The 16,201-nt window shown below is 73.0% G+C and carries 12 protein-coding genes; 7 read left to right on the top strand and 5 right to left on the bottom strand.

Going from position 1 to position 16,201, the window contains the following annotated elements; translation table 11 throughout:
* Positions 1-91: 91 nt before the first annotated feature.
* Together ACGFIQ_RS33015 and ACGFIQ_RS33010 are read right to left on the bottom strand one after the other, a co-directional pair.
* The gene (locus tag ACGFIQ_RS33015) at positions 92-244 is read right to left on the bottom strand and encodes a hypothetical protein (RefSeq protein ID WP_393249727.1); all 153 of its coding nucleotides are present in this window, start codon (positions 242-244) and stop codon (positions 92-94) included.
* A gap of 8 nt (positions 245-252) precedes the next feature.
* Positions 253-2,502 (bottom strand): AAA family ATPase, encoded by a 2,250-nt coding sequence (locus ACGFIQ_RS33010; protein ID WP_393249725.1) that lies wholly within the window; start codon positions 2,500-2,502, stop codon positions 253-255.
* A 193-nt stretch (positions 2,503-2,695) separates the two neighbouring features.
* Here ACGFIQ_RS33010 and ACGFIQ_RS33005 point away from each other — a divergent pair, with 193 nt between their 5' ends.
* The 5 genes from ACGFIQ_RS33005 to ACGFIQ_RS32985 all read left to right on the top strand — a co-directional run bounded on the left by ACGFIQ_RS33005 (position 2,696) and on the right by ACGFIQ_RS32985 (position 11,074).
* Positions 2,696-5,593, top strand: a complete 2,898-nt coding sequence (locus tag ACGFIQ_RS33005; protein ID WP_393249723.1) for an AAA family ATPase — start codon at positions 2,696-2,698, stop codon at positions 5,591-5,593.
* A 135-nt stretch (positions 5,594-5,728) separates the two neighbouring features.
* Positions 5,729-6,499: a DUF5995 family protein gene (locus tag ACGFIQ_RS33000; protein ID WP_393249721.1), complete on the top strand. Its 771-nt coding sequence runs from the start codon at positions 5,729-5,731 to the stop codon at positions 6,497-6,499.
* A gap of 375 nt (positions 6,500-6,874) precedes the next feature.
* Positions 6,875-7,276 (top strand): hypothetical protein, encoded by a 402-nt coding sequence (locus ACGFIQ_RS32995; RefSeq protein WP_393249719.1) that lies wholly within the window; start codon positions 6,875-6,877, stop codon positions 7,274-7,276.
* A gap of 87 nt (positions 7,277-7,363) precedes the next feature.
* Positions 7,364-9,460, top strand: coding sequence for an amino acid transporter (locus tag ACGFIQ_RS32990; protein WP_393249717.1), 2,097 nt, complete (start codon positions 7,364-7,366; stop codon positions 9,458-9,460).
* 255 nt (positions 9,461-9,715) lie between these two features.
* Positions 9,716-11,074, top strand: a complete 1,359-nt coding sequence (locus ACGFIQ_RS32985) for a hypothetical protein (RefSeq protein WP_393249715.1) — start codon at positions 9,716-9,718, stop codon at positions 11,072-11,074.
* Positions 11,075-11,413: 339 nt separating this feature from the next.
* On the opposite strand, the gene ACGFIQ_RS32980 is transcribed toward ACGFIQ_RS32985, so the two are convergent.
* Positions 11,414-11,620: a hypothetical protein gene (locus ACGFIQ_RS32980; RefSeq protein ID WP_110566517.1), complete on the bottom strand. Its 207-nt coding sequence runs from the start codon at positions 11,618-11,620 to the stop codon at positions 11,414-11,416.
* Positions 11,621-11,869: 249 nt separating this feature from the next.
* Here ACGFIQ_RS32980 and ACGFIQ_RS32975 point away from each other — a divergent pair, with 249 nt between their 5' ends.
* Together ACGFIQ_RS32975 and ACGFIQ_RS32970 are read left to right on the top strand one after the other, a co-directional pair.
* Positions 11,870-12,697, top strand: a complete 828-nt coding sequence (locus ACGFIQ_RS32975) for a hypothetical protein (RefSeq protein ID WP_393249713.1) — start codon at positions 11,870-11,872, stop codon at positions 12,695-12,697.
* Positions 12,694-13,443 (top strand): Asp/Glu racemase, encoded by a 750-nt coding sequence (locus ACGFIQ_RS32970; RefSeq protein ID WP_393249711.1) that lies wholly within the window; start codon positions 12,694-12,696, stop codon positions 13,441-13,443. Before ACGFIQ_RS32975 ends, ACGFIQ_RS32970 begins: the two co-directional genes overlap by 4 nt.
* An 18-nt stretch (positions 13,444-13,461) precedes the next feature.
* On the opposite strand, the gene ACGFIQ_RS32965 is transcribed toward ACGFIQ_RS32970, so the two are convergent.
* Both ACGFIQ_RS32965 and ACGFIQ_RS32960 read right to left on the bottom strand, forming a co-directional pair.
* Entirely contained in the window at positions 13,462-14,670 is a 1,209-nt protein-coding gene (locus tag ACGFIQ_RS32965; RefSeq protein ID WP_393249709.1) for a low temperature requirement protein A, read from the bottom strand.
* A 286-nt stretch (positions 14,671-14,956) separates the two neighbouring features.
* Positions 14,957-16,054, bottom strand: coding sequence for a hypothetical protein (locus tag ACGFIQ_RS32960; protein ID WP_393249707.1), 1,098 nt, complete (start codon positions 16,052-16,054; stop codon positions 14,957-14,959).
* Between the last annotated feature and the right edge of the window lie 147 nt (positions 16,055-16,201).

The raw sequence follows: 16,201 nt of genomic DNA, 5'->3' as shown, positions 1-16,201 counted from the left end.
CACCCGCTTCGACAAACTCGCCGTCCGCTACGAAGCCACCGTTCACATCGCCGCGATCAACGAGTGGCTGTAACCGACTTCGACACAGGCCCTAGAGGGTGCGCAACGCCTGCCGGATCAGCTCACCCGCAACGTCTCCGTATACCGCCTCGGCGGCCAGGCCCTCAAACGCTCTGACGTACAGGGCGATCTCACGAGGCTGGGTCACTGCCAGCTCGGCGGTGACGGCCTCCACGTGCACCAAGCGGTCGATCAGGCGGAGGCGGGCAGGTCGTCCGGTCGGCGGATCAACGGCGGGAGGGGTATCGCGCGTACCGTGCCCGCCGAGGCGTCGGCGGGCGCCCGGTTCACAGTTGACCTTGCCGGCCGGGGCGAGTGGCCGCCCGCACCGCTCGGAGACAGGGAAGCCGCGGTGGTCTGGGCCGGCGGTACGTCGTCGGCCGACGTGACGGCCCGCAGCCGACGAGCGTCGGCCAGCTGGTTGGTCCCGGGGCTCGACACGGCCGGACGGGCGGCCATCGTCGGGGTGGGGTTACGTCGCCGCGGCTCTGCCGGGCCGGTGGCACCGCCCGGCTCCGGCGGGGGCAGCGCCGCGAAGACGGTGTCGAGGCGGCCGGCCCGGGCGCCGACGGTGTCGAGGCGCACGATCTCGGCGCTCCTCGCCGTCGAGCCGTTGACCGCACCAGCGCGGACGGCTTCAGCGCGGTCGATGGCAGCGCGGCGCTCGGGCAGGTTGGCGTCGCGGTGCAGGGCGTCGTGGCGGGGCGCGCCGGCGGCCCGGCGGGCGAAGACGGCCCGCAACGCGCGGGGCAGCCGCTCGGCGGCGACCTGGCGCAGCGCGGGCGCGGCGAACGCGTACCCGTCGGCGTGGTGGGGGAGCAGCAGCCCGGCGGCGACCAGCCGGCGCAGTGCCGGTGCGGACCGGCCGGGCGCCCAGCCGAGCGCCCGGTCGACAGCCGCACCGGAGATCACGCCGCCGAGGACGCCGGCGGCCATCAGGACCGCCCGCCGCTCACCGTCGAGGTGGTCCAGCTCGGCGCCGACGGCTCGGCGTACCGCCTCGGGCAGCGGGAGCGCCACCGGGTCGGCCCCGTCCAGGATCGACGCGACGTACGCCGCCGCGTGCCCGGGCCGGCCGCCGACCAGCGGCAGCAGGCGGTCCACCAGGGCCACCGGCTGGCCGGCCCGGGTCAGGAGAAGGCGCAGCAGCCGCCCGGACTGCACCGTGGCCAGCGGTCGGATCGTGACCCGGCGAGCCGGGCCGGGCCGGGTGTCGGCCCACTGTGGTTGGTGCAGGGTCACCACGGCCAGTGGCAGCCCACGTGCCGTCGCCGCGCTGAACAGCCCGTGCAGGAATCTGCTCACCGCGGGCGCCGCGCGGTCCACGTCGTCCACGGCGACGATCAGCGGCCCCTGGTCGGCCAGGCGCAGCAGGATGTCCTGGCAGGCCGCCGCGCCGGCCAACGCCGCCGACGAGCCGTCCGGGGTGGTCAGCATCCGGTGCAGGGCCGGGACCGCCGCGGCGACGCGCGCCGGGGGGAACAGCGCGGTCAGGGCGGCGACGAGCCGGTCGTGGACCGCCGCCGGGCCGTCGCCGCGGCGCACTCCGGCGAGACCGCGGAGCAACTCCGCGACCGGTGCCAGGACCTGATCGGGGTACGGCTGGCAGGTCGCCACACACCAGCGCACCGGCACCCCGTCCACCGTGGTCAGCCCACGGGTCAACTCGTGCAGCAGCCGACTGCGGCCACTGCCGGTGGGCCCGACCAGGGAGACCCAGCGCGGGTTCTGCTCCCGGATCGCCACCGTCAACTGGTCGCGGACGGTGGCCAGCTCGCGGCGGCGGCCGATCAGCGGGCCGTCGTGCCGTTCCGCGCCGGGACGCACCGGACCGACGGCGTGCCAGACCGGCACCGGCGGCACCCGGCCGGCGACCGGTACCGGCGTCAACTGACGCTGGGCGATCAGCCCGGCGGTGGCTCGTGCGGTGGCCGCGCAGAGTGCGACGGCGCCCGGTGGCGCGTACTCCTGCAGGCGGGCCGCGGTGGTGATCACCGCGCCGCTGGCCACGCCGTGCCCGCCGCTGACCGCGCCGCCCAGGTCGACCACGACCTCGCCGGTGGCGACACCGACGCGAACCCGGAGTCGGATGTTCCCCACCATCGGCCGGCGATCCAGCGCGGCCTGGATCTCGAGTCCGGCGCGCACCGCCCGGTACGCGTCGAAGCCGTCGGAGTGCCGGGCACCGAACAGCGCCATCACCGCGTCGCCGACGTACTTCTCGACCACTCCCTGCCAGCGGTGCAGCACGCCCGCGACGGTGTCGAAGTAGACACGTTGCAACGCGCGGACGTCCTCCGGGTCGAGTCGGTCCACCAGTGCCGTGGAGCCGACGATGTCGGCGAAGAGCACGGTGACGGTGCGTCTCTCCTCCGCTACCGGCCAGAGCGATGTCACGCCGCGCTGCCCGTCGCCGAGGAAGATCCTGGTGGTGGTGGTCATGGTCGCGCACCAACCCTTCTGCCTGCTGATGCCTGGTGACCTCCGGAGATTGGCATCCCTGGGCCGACGGGGGATCTGCAGAACGACGTATGTCGGCCACCCGCAACCTTTAGTCGCAAAGTCGACGCGAGGAGTACCACAAGCGGCAGCTGGCCGTAGAACGGTTCGGGGACCTGTGATTAGGCTGCGTGCCATGGCCAGCGATGTGGACACCGCACCGCTCGTGGGCCGGGCCGAGCTGGTGCAGACGGTTCGGTCCGCGTTGCTCGGTGACGCCGCGCACGGGCAGACCGCCGGCGTCTTCCTGACCGGCGAGAGCGGTGTGGGCAAGACCAGACTGTTGGGTGAGATCGGGGTGCGGCTGCGTGAGCAGGGCGCCGTGGTGCTCACCGGCAGCTGCCTGGACATCGGCGACGCCTCCCCGCTGCACCCGCTGTTGCAGGCGCTGCGCCGCTTCGACGCCGACGTGGCCAGCACACACGCGCGCACCTCCTCGGCGGTGCGTGGGCTGCTGCAGATGTTCGCCGACGAGACCGCCGGCCCGGACGGCGCGGGCGCGCTGCTGGAGCGGGTCAGCCGCGGGCTGCACCTGATCGCCGAGGGCCGACCCCTGGTGTTGATCCTCGACGACCTGCAGTGGGTCGACCGCAGCACCCGGCAGTTGCTGCTCTACCTGTTGGCCGGCCTCGGTGACCTCCAGCTCTCCGTGCTGGCGGCGGTGCGCGCCGAGTCGTTGCAGGGCGCGCACCCGCTGCGCCGGGTGCTCACCGAGCTGCGGCGGCTGCGGACGGTGCGGGTGCTCGACCTGGCACCGCTGGACCGGGCCGACACCGAGAAGCTCGCCGCCGCGGTGGTGGGCCGCACGCTCCCCGCCGACGCGACCGAGCAGGTCTGGCAGCGCAGCGGTGGCAACCCGTTCGTGATCGAGGAGTTGGCCCGCGACCTGCGCGACGGCCGTGACGGTCTGTCCGAGACGCTGCGGGAGATCTTCCTCGACCGGGTCGACGCGCTGCCCCAGCACGCACACGCGGTGGTGCACGCGGTGGCCGCCGGCGTCGAACCGGTGCAGCACTGGCTGTTGGCGCAGGTGCTGCGGATGCCCGAGGACGAGCTGATCGACGCGGCCCGCGCCGCGGTGGCACACCGGTTGCTGGTCGGTGCCGACGACGGCTACCGGCTGCGGCACCGCCTGGTCGCCGAGGTGCTCGCGCACGAGCTGCTGCCGGCGGAGCGGTCCGGGTTGCACCGCCGCTACGCCGAGGCACTGACCGCCGCGCCGGGCGAGCTGCACCAGGCCCGGCTGGCGCACCACTGGCGGTTGGCCGGTGAGCCGGCCCGCGCGTTGCCGGCGGCGGTGGCGGCCGCCCAGGAGGCCGAACGGCTGCACGGTTACGCCGAGGCGCACCGGCACTGGTCGGCGGCGTTGCAACTGGCCGGTGACCCGGGCCCGCTGACGGTGGACCGGGTCGAGCTGCTGGAGAACGCCGCCGAGGCGGCCCACCACAGTGGTGAGCACGCCCGCGCCCTGGCCCTGCTGGAAGACGTGGCCGAGCTGCGCGGCGGCGAGCCGAGCTGCGCGCTGCACATCCGGCGGGCCCGCTATCTGGCCGCCGCCGGTCGCTCGGCGTTGGCCGAGGAGGAATACCAGCGGGCGTTGACGGCGTCCGACTGCTCCCCACGCGACCGGGCCAACGCCGCCGCCCGCCTGGCCGAGCTGCTGCTGCATCTGGGTCGCTACGCCGACGCCGGCCAGCGGGCCCGCGAGGCGCTGGCGTTGGCCGCCGACGTGGAGGGTTCCGCCACCGAGGTGGTGCTGGCCAGCTCCGCGCTGGGTTTCAGCGACGCCTACCTGGAGGACCCGGACGCCGGCCTCGCGGTGATGCGCGACGCCCTCGACACCGCCGAGCGCGCCGGCCAGCCCGAGGACGTGGCCTGCGCGTACCTGCACCTGGCGGAGCTGCTGACCGGGCCACTCAACATCCTCGAAGAGGGTGTGGTGGTGGCCCGGCGTGGTGCCGAGCGGGTCGCCGAGCTGGGGCTGGGCCGCACCTGGGAGACCCGGTTGCTCGCCGTCGCCATCAACGGGTTGTTCCGGGTGGGCCAGTGGGCCGAGGCGGAGAAGGTGGTCGCCGCCGCCCTGCGGCACCGGCCGTCCGGTGCGGACGCCGTCGAGCTGCTGCTGGCCCGGTGCCGGCTCTCGGTGGGCTACGGCGACATCGACGCCGCCAGCCGCGACCTCGACGCGGTGGCGACCCTGCTCGCCGGTGGCGGGGCGCGGCACGTCATTCCGCTGCTCACGCTGCGCGCCGGGTTGGCGATGTGGGAGGGCCGGCACGAGGTGGCGCGGTTGGCGGTGCAACGGGGCCTCACCGAGAGCCGTTCCGACGACGTGACGATCCTGTCGGCACTGGTCTGGCACGGCCTGCGCGCCGAGGCCGAGGCGCACGCCAGCCGCACCGTGGCGGTGGACCCGACGGTGGTACGCCGGCTGCGCGACGTGGCGGATCGGGTGGCCCGCAAGAGCGTCGGCGCGGCTCGTCCGGTGCGGTCGGTGGTGGAGGGGTTCCTGGCCCTCTGCGCCGCGGAGGTGAGCCGCCTGGACAGCAGCGACCCGGAGCTGTGGGCCGCGTCGGTCGCCGAGTGGGACCGGCGCCACCACCCCTACCCGGCGGCGTACTCGCGGCTGCGGCAGGCCGAGGCGCTGCTGGCCCGCCGCAGCCGGTTGGCCACCGCCGGCAAGCTGCTGCGGGAGGCGTACCGGGTGGCGCAGGGGTTGGGCGCGGCACCGTTGACCTCGGAGATCCGCGAGCTGGCCGGGCGGGCCCGGGTGTCGCTGGAGGAGCGCGAGGCCATCACCGCCACGCGCGGCGCACCGGCCGAGGCGTCCGACGACGAGTTGGCGGCACTCACCGCACGGGAGCGGGAGGTGCTCGCGCTCGTCGCGGAGGGGCTGACCAACAAGGAGATCGGGCAGCGGCTGTTCATCAGCGAGCGGACCATCGGGGTGCACGTGTCGCACATCTTCGACAAGCTCCAGGTCCGCACCCGCGTGCAGGCCAGCGCGATCCAGTTGCGCAACATCCGAAGCTGACTCGACGTACCGTCCACTGGCGCGTGTGCGCGCCGGGATACGTCGTTCTACTGATCCGGCGGGTGGGTGTCGGCTGAAAGGCTGGGCCGCGTTGACGACGGCACGGGGGATGCCGCCGACCACCATGGAGGAGAAATGACCGAACCGGTCTGGGGGCCCGTGCACCGGGACATCGTCGACCTGCTCGCCGACCATCCCGCGGACGTGCCGGCCGTGGTCGATCACCTCACCAAGCTGCAGGACCTGCTGGTGCGGCTGCCTCCGTTGGAGGCCAGTTGCCCCCTCGCCGACTTCAACAGGCTCTACCTGACGATCACCAGCAGCGTGTTGGACGGGTTGTACGAGGACCGCTTCGTCGACCCGGCCTTCCTCTCCCGGCTCGACGTGGAGTTCGCCGCGCGCTACTTCGATGCCATGCGGCTGTGGACCGACTCGAGTCCGGGCACTCCGAAGGCGTGGTCGTGCCTCTTCGAGCGGATGCGGGGGCCGGACGCCCGGCCCCTGCCGTCGGCAGCGGCCGGCGTCAACGCGCACATCAACTTCGACCTGCCCTTCGCGCTGGTGACGACGTTCGACCACCTGGAGTCGGAGCCGGTCGACGGCACTGACCAGCACCACGACTACCTGGAGATCAACAAGATCTTCGCGGACAAGATCCCCGGCCTGCGCCGGGGCTATCTGGAGCGGTGGCAGCTGCTCATCGACATGCTCAACGGCGACATCGACGACTGGTACCAGGGGGAACTGGTCGAGTACACCCGCGATGTCGCCTGGCGCAACGCACAGAAGATCTGGCGGTGCCGGCACGATCCGGACGCCCGCGAGTGTGAGCGCACGCGGTTGGACGACAACGCCGCGGCGCTCGGCCGGCTACTGCTCTCGCCCCTCGGGGCGTTCCTGCAGTAGCCGGGACGGGGGGTCCCCGCGCTCCGCCCCGTGGGGGGTGGCGGAGCGCGGGGACGCGTCCCACCAGATCCGCCCACCCGCGGGGCCGGCCGCCGTCCGGTCGGCCCGCGGGGAACAGCCGGTCGGCCCCGGGGGGTGTCGACCGTCTGCCACCGTCGGCCGGCCCGGGGGGTGCCGGCCGACGGTGGGGGAGGGCGGTCAGCTGGTCTGGTCGGTGCCGGATATCCGGGGGTGTCGGCGGGCTCGTACCGGGTACGCCCGCGCCATGACCGTCCTGGCCCGGCGCCGCCCCGCCGCCCGTCCCCGGCCCGCGCGGCCCGGCCCGCTGCGGCCGGGCGGCCCGGTGTCACGACCCACCGCCCGACCCGGTGCGCGATGACCGGTGCCGCCACGCGGTTCGCGTTCCGTTTCGATCCGCTGTTCCGCCCGGTGTTGGCGCTGCTGGGGGTCCGCCCGGCGACCGCCTGGGTGGCCGTCACCGACCGGGAGCTGATGATCCGGTACGGCCCGTGGCGGCTGCGGACCGACCGGGACAACGTGACAGCCGTCGAGCTGAGCGGCCCGTACCGCTGGTGGCGGGTGATCGGGCCGCACCTGTCGCTCGCCGACGGGGGTGCGAGCTTCGGCAGCAGCACGGCCGGCGGGATCTGCCTGCGCTTCGGCAGCCCGGTGCCGGCGGTGGTGCCGGGCGGGCGGCCACGACACCCGGCGGCCACGGTGACCATCGCCGATCCGCCCGCACTGGCCCGTCTGCTCGCCGTATCGGACCTGTCCTGAGCCGGCCAGCCACGTGCCCGGTTCCGCCGGTCGGGCCCCGATCTTCCGCCTACCGTCGGAGCAGGACCTGTGAGGGTGGGACGGGCGATGGGTGACGAGCACCGGGCGAAACCACGACGTTGGAACGGACGCCGCCACGCGCCGACCGGGCCGGACCCGGCACTGCGGGCGGCCCGAGACCCGGCCCGCCCGCACCGGGGCGGTCGCCCCGGTGTCGTGGTGCCCGAACGCGTGGCGACCGCGGCGCGGACCGGACCGCCGGCCAGCCCACTGCGCCGGTGGCTCTTCCAGCACCAGGTGCAGCCGCCCGGCCCGGAGTCGGGGGAGGGGCAGAACCGCCGGCACGCCTGGTGGCAGGTGATGTGCCTGACCGGCGTCGACTACTTCTCCACGCTGTCGTACCTGCCGGGCATCGCGGTGGTGGCGGCCGGTGCGCTCTCCCCGCTGGCGACCCTGTTGATCGTCGCGCTCACCCTGTTCGGCATGCTGCCGATGTACCGGCGGGTGGCCCAGGAGAGCCCGCACGGGCAGGGGTCGGTGGCGATGCTGGAGCGCCTGCTGCCGTTCTGGCGGGGCAAGGTCTTCGTACTCGTGCTGCTCGGCTTCGTGGCCACCTCCTGGATCATCACGATCACCCTCTCCTCGGCGGACGCCACCGTGCACCTGCTGGAGAATCCGTACCTGCCCGACGCGCTGCACGGCTCCGCCGTCCCGGTCGTGGTGACCGTGGTGCTGCTGCTCATCCTCGGCGGGGTGTTCCTGCTCGGCTTCCGCGAGGCGGTGGTGGTGGCCATCCCGCTTGTCGCCGTCTTCCTGGCCCTCAACGCGGTGATCGTCGTGGTCGCTGCGACCCGGATCGTGCGGGACCCGGGCATCGTGTCGGACTGGACGGCCGCGCTGACGACGGCCGGCGGCGGGCCGGGCGGCGTGCTGCTCACCGCCGTGCTGGCGTTCCCGCTGCTGGTGCTGGGGCTGTCCGGTTTCGAGACCGGGGTGAGCATGATGCCGCTGATCAAAGCCGACGGGGCGGACCGGGCGGCCCGACTCGCCGCCCGGATCCGCAACACGCGCCGGCTGCTCACCACCGCCGCGCTGATCATGTCGGTGTACCTCGTCTCGACGACCTTCGTCACCACGGCGCTCGTTCCGCAGGAGGAGTTCCGGCCCGGAGGCGCCGCCAACGGGCGGGCTCTGGCGTTCCTGGCGCACGCCCAACTGGGCGAGGTGTTCGGCACCGTCTACGACCTGAGCAGCGTGCTCATCCTCTGGTTCGCCGGCGCCTCGGCGATGGCCGGGCTGATCAACATCGTCCCGCGCTACCTGCCCTCGTACGGGATGGCGCCGGAGTGGGCGCGGGCGGTGCGCCCGGTGGTGATCGTCTACACCGTCGTCAGCGTCGCCATCACCGTCGCCTTCCGGGCCGACGTCAACGCCCAGGCCGGCGCGTACGCGACGGGCATCCTGGCGATGATGGTCTCCGGCGCGGTGGCGGTGACCATCTCCGCGGCCCGCCACCGCCAGCGCGCCGTCGCCGTCGGCTTCACCGTGCTGACCCTGGTGCTGCTGTACGCGTTGCTCGAGAACGTCATCGAGCAGCCGGACGGGATCACCATCTCCGCGTTGTTCATCCTCGGCATCATCGGGGTCTCGTTGGTCTCCCGGGTCACCCGGACCACCGAGCTGCGCGCCGAGCGGATCGAGTTCGACGAGCCGGCCCGTCGGTTCGTCACCGAGTCGCTGGCCCACGACGGGCAACTGCACCTGATCGCGAACAAGAGGCAGAGCGGGTCGGTGAAGGAGTACACGGTCAAGGAGCGGGCGCAGCGGGGGATGAATCCGGTGCCCGGGGCGGCGGACGTGCTGTTCCTGGAGATCGACGTGGTCGACCCGTCGGAGTTCAGTCAGGTGCTGCGGGTGCACGGGATCGAGGTGGGCGGCTTCCGGGTGTTGCGGGCCAGCAGCCCGGCCGCGCCGAACGCGATCGCCGCGATCCTGTTGGCCCTGCGCGACGCCACCGGTGTTCGCCCGCACGCGCACTTCGAGTGGTCGGAGGGGAGCCCGATCGCGCACCTGGCGCGCTATCTCATCCTCGGTCGGGGAGACACCCCGCCGGTGGTACGCGAGATCATCCGGCGGACCGAGCGGGACCCGCTGCGTCGTCCCGGGATCCACGTCGGCGGCTGAGCCCGGCACCCGGCCGCCATGGGCGCGGCCCTGGCGCTGAGGAGCCGCCCCGAGCTACCGCTTCGCGGGCATTCGGCCCTGCTGTGCCCGGTCGGTGGCGGCTGGGGCGCGGATGCGTAAACGCAAGGTTATTCATGTTCGCCGGTCTTGTCGCATTTGACCGTCGTATCGTCATTTCGGTGGCGCTAGGAACGTTAGCCACCCCGCGCCTGTTTGGTGCGGCCGTGTCAGATGCACGAGGGGCAGGGAAGTTCTATGTTCACGTACCGAGCAAGTCGTCGCCCAGCGCGGCCCAGGCGGCGGTCCCGGTGGTTCCTGACCGGGAGCCTGGTGGCCGGTGGCATGGTGGTGGCGACGGGCCTGACCGGCGTGGCGGCCGCGGCGGCCGACCGGGTGACGGTGCCCTGCGACTCCGACCGACTCATCGCGGCGCTCGTCCGTGCCAACGCCGAGGGCGGCGGCGAGCTTCGGCTCGCGCGCAACTGCACCTACACCCTCACCGAGGCCTTCCAGCAGCCCGACGATTACGACGGCGGCATCCGGGACGCCCGCGAGGCCGCCGACACCGCCGAGAACCCCGGGGACGCCGAGACGCCCCCGCGCGATCCGAAGGACGACAAGGCCGGCCTGCCCGTCATCTACCACCCCATCACCATCCAGGGGGAGGGTGCCACCATCAGGCGTGCCCCGAACGCCGACGAGTTCCGGTTCTTCACCGTCCGCGACGGCGGCGAGCTGGACCTGAGTGACGTCGTCCTGAAGAACGGCCGGTCGGCGGCTGAGGGGGGCAGCATCCACGTGGTCCACGGCGCCGCCGCCGCCGTGCGGCGCACGACGATCATCGGAAGCACCTCCCGCTCCGCGGAGGGTGGCGGTGGCGGAATCTTCAACGACGGCAACATGGTGATCAGCGACAGCACATTCGTCGGCAACCGGGCCATCGGCAAGGAGGGCAAAGGCGGGGGCCTGCTCAACGGTGGTGTGCTCACCCTGGACAGGTCGAAGTTCGTCGAGAACGCCGCCGAGAGCTACGGCGGTGGGTTCGGCAACTACCGGGGAGCGGCCGAGGTCCATCGGAGCACGTTCGCCGACAACGAGGCGGCGCAGGGCGGGGGCTTCGCCAGTTTCTCGGCGCGCAGCAAGGTCTCGGACGTTCGGGTGATCGGCAACACCGCCGAGGTCGGCGGAGGCATCGCCAACTCGGATGCGGTGCTCTACCTGCGGGGGATGACGATCCGCGACAACACCGCGACGGTCAAGGGTGGTGGCATCTCCACCTTCCAGGGTCTTCTTCCGCTCGACGAGAGCACCATCACGCACAACACCTCCGAAGGCGACGGTGGCGGGATCCACGCCGAGAAGTCCAATCTGCTGGTGCGTCGTAGCGACGTCAGCCGCAACGACGCCGACAGCAAGGCGGGCGGCATCTTCGTCGCCATGGGTCAGGTCTCGCTGTTCAGGAGCCGGGTGGCCGACAATGTCTCCGACGGGCGGCCGGGTGGCCTCTTCGTGGACAAGGCCCAGGCCAACGTCGATGACGAAACCGAGGTCAGCGGCAACGAGCCCAGCAACTGCCTGGACAGCACGGCACCGGTGCCCAACTGTTTCCGCTGACCCGTTCGTGGGGTGGCAGGCGCCGTTTCCGGGACGCACCCGACCCGCCGCAGCGATCAGTCGATCGCCGGTGGGCCGGGTGCTCCGGTTGTGCCCCCTGGGTGTGGCTGACGGCCACGCGGTGATGGCGCGGCGGCGAATGCTCCAGAGCAGTCTCCTAGCCTGTTCGTCGGCGAGCGGACCGTGCCCTTCAGCCCATCGCGCGGAGGCGGCCGGAGAGGTCGCCGACGAACGCAAACCAGCCTCCTAGGACGCCATGCGGGGTGTGGGGTGACCGGAAGCGGACAGCGAACGGCCCGCGCCCCGGGGGTAGGGGACGCGGGCCGGCGGCGTCAGGTCCTACTTGGACGGCTCGGGCAGCTTGCAGTCGACCTTGGGGTTGGCACCGATGTAGTTCAACGGACCGGCCACGATGGTGACCAGGATGGTGCCGGCCTCGGCGCAGTTGGTGTCGTCGCCGCTGTAGTAGCCACGCTGGCCGGCGGCGATCGCGCCGATCAGCAGCCAGATCACGACGATGACTCCGAGTATCGAGGTGCCGCGCATCGCTGCCTCCTGAGGATATGTGGTGGAGCTGAGGTGCAGCCGTTGTACCCAATCGGGTCGTGCGGCTAACGGATACCGGCTCCGGACCACTGGATCCTCCGTCCGGCCGATGCCGTTCGCCGTTGCGTACCGCCCGGGATCGGCCGCCCGCACCGGGTAACGCGTGTCGGCTATCGGATCGGCGACCGACCCGGCCGCCGCACGCTTCGGCGGACGTAGAACTGCCTCACGGCCCGCCGAGGAGGACTCATGGACGCCCCGACACCGCCCCTCTACATCGACCGTCCCGAGGACGTCGCGGTCGCGGCCCGCGCGCTGGCCGGCGGCGCGGTCGTCGCGGCGGCGTTCGCCAACTTCTACGTCCTCGTCACCCGTCCCGACGCGGCCACCGTACGCCAGCTCAACCTGGCCAAGGGTCGTCCCGCGCAGCAGGTCGGCAGCATCACCACAGCGGTCGGCCGGATCCCGGGCATGTTCGACTGGACGCGGGTCTCACCACGGTTGCCGGTCGGCCGGGTGCGGGCACTGATGGACGCCCTCTACGGTGCCGGGCCGTTCGGCTTCCGGGGGCCGGCGGCGGAGCGGCTCCCCGAGCACCTCACCCAGGTCGACCAGGGGCTGCGGACCACCCAGGTGATCGCACCCGGCCTGACCTGCCCGTCCAACGCCTTCTTCGAGCGGGCGCTCGCCGAGACCGGCTCGGACCACCTCTACATCACCTCGGCGAACCGGTCCCGGCACCTCACCGGGGCGGCCGAGGAACCGGCGCACTGGAAGATCGGTGCCCTCGCCGCCGACTTCGCCCACCTCGACGACCTGGTGGTGCTGGCCCACCGGGACGAGGCGGCGGCCCGCGCCGCGTACCCGGGCTACCTCACCACCTCGGTCACCCTGCTCTCGTTCCACGCCCCGGAGGGTGAGCTGGAGGAGCCTCCCGTGCTGACCGTGGACCGGCACGGCTCGCTGCACCTGGACGACGTCCGCCGCGCCGCCGCGCCGCTCGGCCTCCAGGTGCGCCTGGGCGGCACCGCCGCGCAGCGGCTGCAGGCCCGGGCGTACGCCGGGGCGCTGGTGTGAGCGACTATCGCATCGGCCTGGTGGTGCCCAGTTCGAACACCACCATGGAGACGGAGATCCCGGCGATGCTGCGCCGCCGCGAGAGCGTCGACGCGACGGTCCGCTTCACCACGCACGCCAGCCGGGTACGTCTGCGCCAGGTGACCCCCGACGAGTTGGCCCGGATGAACCGCTCCGCCCTGCGGTGTGCCGCCGAGTTGGCCGACGCCCGCTGCGACGTGCTCGCCTACGCCTGCCTGGTGGCGGTGATGTGCGAGGGCGCGGGCGCGCACGAGCGGGCCGAGCGGCGGTTGGGTCGGGCGTCGGGTCGCGCCGGGCACGACATGCCGGTGGTGACGAGTGCGGGTGCGCTGGTCGCCGGGCTGCGGGCGCTGGACGCCCGCCGGGTGGTCCTGATCGCGCCCTACCTGCCGCCGCTGACCGCGACCGTCGCCGCCTACCTCGCCGCGCACGGCGTGCGGGTGACCGAGGCGGTGAGCCTGAGCGAGCCGGACAACGTGGCGGTGGGGCGCATCCCCACGTCCCGCCTGACCGAGCTGGCACAGCGACTGGACGTGACCGGCGTGGACGCGGTGGTCCTCTCCGCCTGCGTACAGCTGCCGTCGTTGGCGGCGGTGCCGTGGGTGGAGGCCCGACTCGGCCGCCCGGTGCTCACCGCGGCCACCGCCACCGTGCACCAGCTGCTCACCACGCTGGGCGTCGATCCGTACGTGCCGGACGCCGGCCGGCTGCTCGCCGGGGTCTGAGCCGGGCGGCCGATCGGGTCAGTGCGGTGGGGACGGGGCCTCCGCCGGTTTGCCGTAGCTGCGTCGGAAGTCCGCGTAGGCCACCCCGACCAGCACCAGGAGTGCACCGAGCGAGGCGAACACCGGCGGCAGGAACAGCACGGCGGGCGCGATGGTCAGCAGTGCCAGCACACCGCCGGGGCGCGACACCGACACCCGGCTGAACACCTCGTACTCGAAGGAGGCCCGGCCGGCCAGGAAGAGTGCCGGGCCGCCGAGGATCACCGCCGCCCAGGCCGGCGGAGTCCGCCCGGTCGGCTCGTGCAACACGAGGTCGAAGCCGGCCGCCGTGGTCACCACCCCGGCGACCATCAGCAGATGGGTGTACGGCGCGGTGAACAGGAACTTGCTCGGTGACCCCGACCCCTTGATGGCCATCGGTAGCAGCTGACCGGACTTGTGCACGTAGATCCGCCAGAGCAGCAGGGTGGTCAGGAACGCCACCGCGAACCCGCCGATGTTCTGCGCCTCGCTGTGCGCCGTGCTGAACATGGTGCCGATGGTCAGGATGGCGTCGCCGAGGGCGATGATGAAGAACTGCTGGTAGCGCTCGGAGAGATGCTCCGCGGTGACGTTGCGCTGGGGTTCGGGCACCACCCCGAGCCCCGGCACCGGGTACGCGAGCCGGAAACCGACGTAGTCGATGACGAGCGCGACGGCCCAGCACGCCAGGCGGGCGTCCGCGCTGACGAACGCGCCGATGATCCACGGAATCGCGGACACCGCGAACCAGATGAAGATGCGTGCCGCGCGGCGCTGGGTCTGTGGTTCGCGGCGGACGGCCGGCATCAGGAACAGTCCGCGCCCGAGGTGGATCGCCACGTAGGTGCCGGCGAAGGCGATCCCGCGGTCGCCGAACGCCTCCGGGATCGCCGTGGTCATCAGCAGCGCGCCGAACATCACGGCGCTGATCAGCAGCTTTATCTCGGTGCGTTCCGGGTTGTACAGGTCGGTGACCAGGGTGGTGATCACCCAGGTCCACCAGACGGCGGCCAGAATGATCAGCGCCTGGCCGGCCCGGTGCCAGTCGAGGTGGTCGACCATTCCCCGGGAGATGAGCGCCAGGGCGACCACGTACACCAGGTCGAAGAAGAGTTCGAGGAGCGTCACCCGGCGCGGGGCCTCCTGGTCGCGTACCGGCGGACGACGGGCCCGTGGGGACCCGGGCTCCGGCGCGGCGAGGTGCACGGGCTACTCCTGCGGAACCGGTCGACTTGACGGACCCGCCGGTCCACCTGCACGAACGGTAACGATCGGTCGACCGCCCGGCCGCGAATTCGCCGTGCCTTCCCCCAACCGAGGTGATCGACTCGGCTTTCTGAATGTCGGGGTGTCCCGGCTGGTCGGATGGCCCGGTTTCCTGAAACGCGAGTCGATCACCCAGTCGGTCGGGGCCGTGGATGGTGCGGCCTCGACGGCCGAACCCCCGGCCCACCGCCGCGTGGGCGGTGGACCGGGGGCTCGATGTCGCACGTCAGGACGGGTTGCCGCCCGGCAGCACGGCGGCCATCTCGTCGCCGGCACCGGCGAGCACGCGGGCCTGCTGCGGCCAGGTGGCCAGCCCGGGTGCGCCGCGCAGGCCGGCGGCCCGGATCAGGTCGCGCAGTGCCGCCTCGTCCAGCGCACCGAGCTGGGCGTACGTGCGTACACCTGCGTCCTGCAACGCCGCCGCCATCTTCGGCCCGATCCCCTGGATCCGGCGGAAGTCGTCGACCGGGCCCGTGGGGTCGGCATCCGTGCCGTTGGCAGCGGTCGTCACGACCGGAGGGGTCGCGGCCACGGCCGGTACGACCGCAGGCACGGCGACCGCCGACGGCACCGACTCCGGCTCGGCGTCCGCGTCCGTCGGTGCTGCTTCCACGCCGTTGGCGTCCGTCGGGTCGGTGTTCCGCGCGTCGGCGTTCACCGGCACCGCGGCCTCGGTCGCCACGTCGTCGGCCGGGCTGGTCGCGGTCGGCTCGTCGGCCACGTCGGTCGCGGTCGGCTCGTTGACCGGGGTGACCGCGGTCGGCTCGTCGGCCGGGCTGACCTTGGTCGCCGCATCGTCGACCGGCTCGGTCGTGACCGGCTCGTCGGCCGGGGTGGTGTCGAGTGGCGCGGTGTCGAGCGGAAGGTCGTCCGCGGGCTGACGGGGGGCGATCACGGCCGCCGGGGCGGGCTGCTCCTCGACGGTGACCGGCTCGGGGGCCGACTCCACGACGGGCTCCGACGGCAGGTCAGGCGCGTCGGAAGGTGCCGACGGTGGGGCCTCGGTCAGCGCCATGTCGGCCGGGTCGACGGTGCTCGGGGCGTCTGCCGGGACCTCCACCGGTGTCGGCCCACTGCCCGGTCCGGTGACGGCGGCGGGCGCGCTGACCGTGTCCACCGGCACCGGTTCGTCGGCGACCGCGACGGGGGTCGGGTCGACGGTGGCCGCGGGCCGGGCCTCGTCGGTGGTGGCCGGCGGCGTCGGCGTGGCGATCACCGCCAGACCGGCTACCGGATCTCCGTCCACTATCGAATTGCCCTGCACGCCCCGCCGGCCGCGCAGCAGCCACCCGGCGGCCAGGCCCAGCAACAGTGCCAGTACCACTATCAGCGAGTGTCCGATAGACCACGCCACGGCGAACCTCCCTCTCAACTCGTTGGAAAAGGCACGAGAAAAACTCGCCGCAGCTTCGCACACGCGTGTTGCCGGCAAGTGAGAGGATCGGCTGCAGGCGTCCCGGGTGGGGTGGCC

Source organism: Micromonospora sp. NPDC048898 (assembly GCF_043198035.1).
Lineage (GTDB): Bacteria > Actinomycetota > Actinomycetes > Mycobacteriales > Micromonosporaceae > Micromonospora.
The sequence above is the reverse complement of the archived record's forward strand: the minus strand, read 5'-3'. Positions and strand labels throughout refer to the sequence as shown.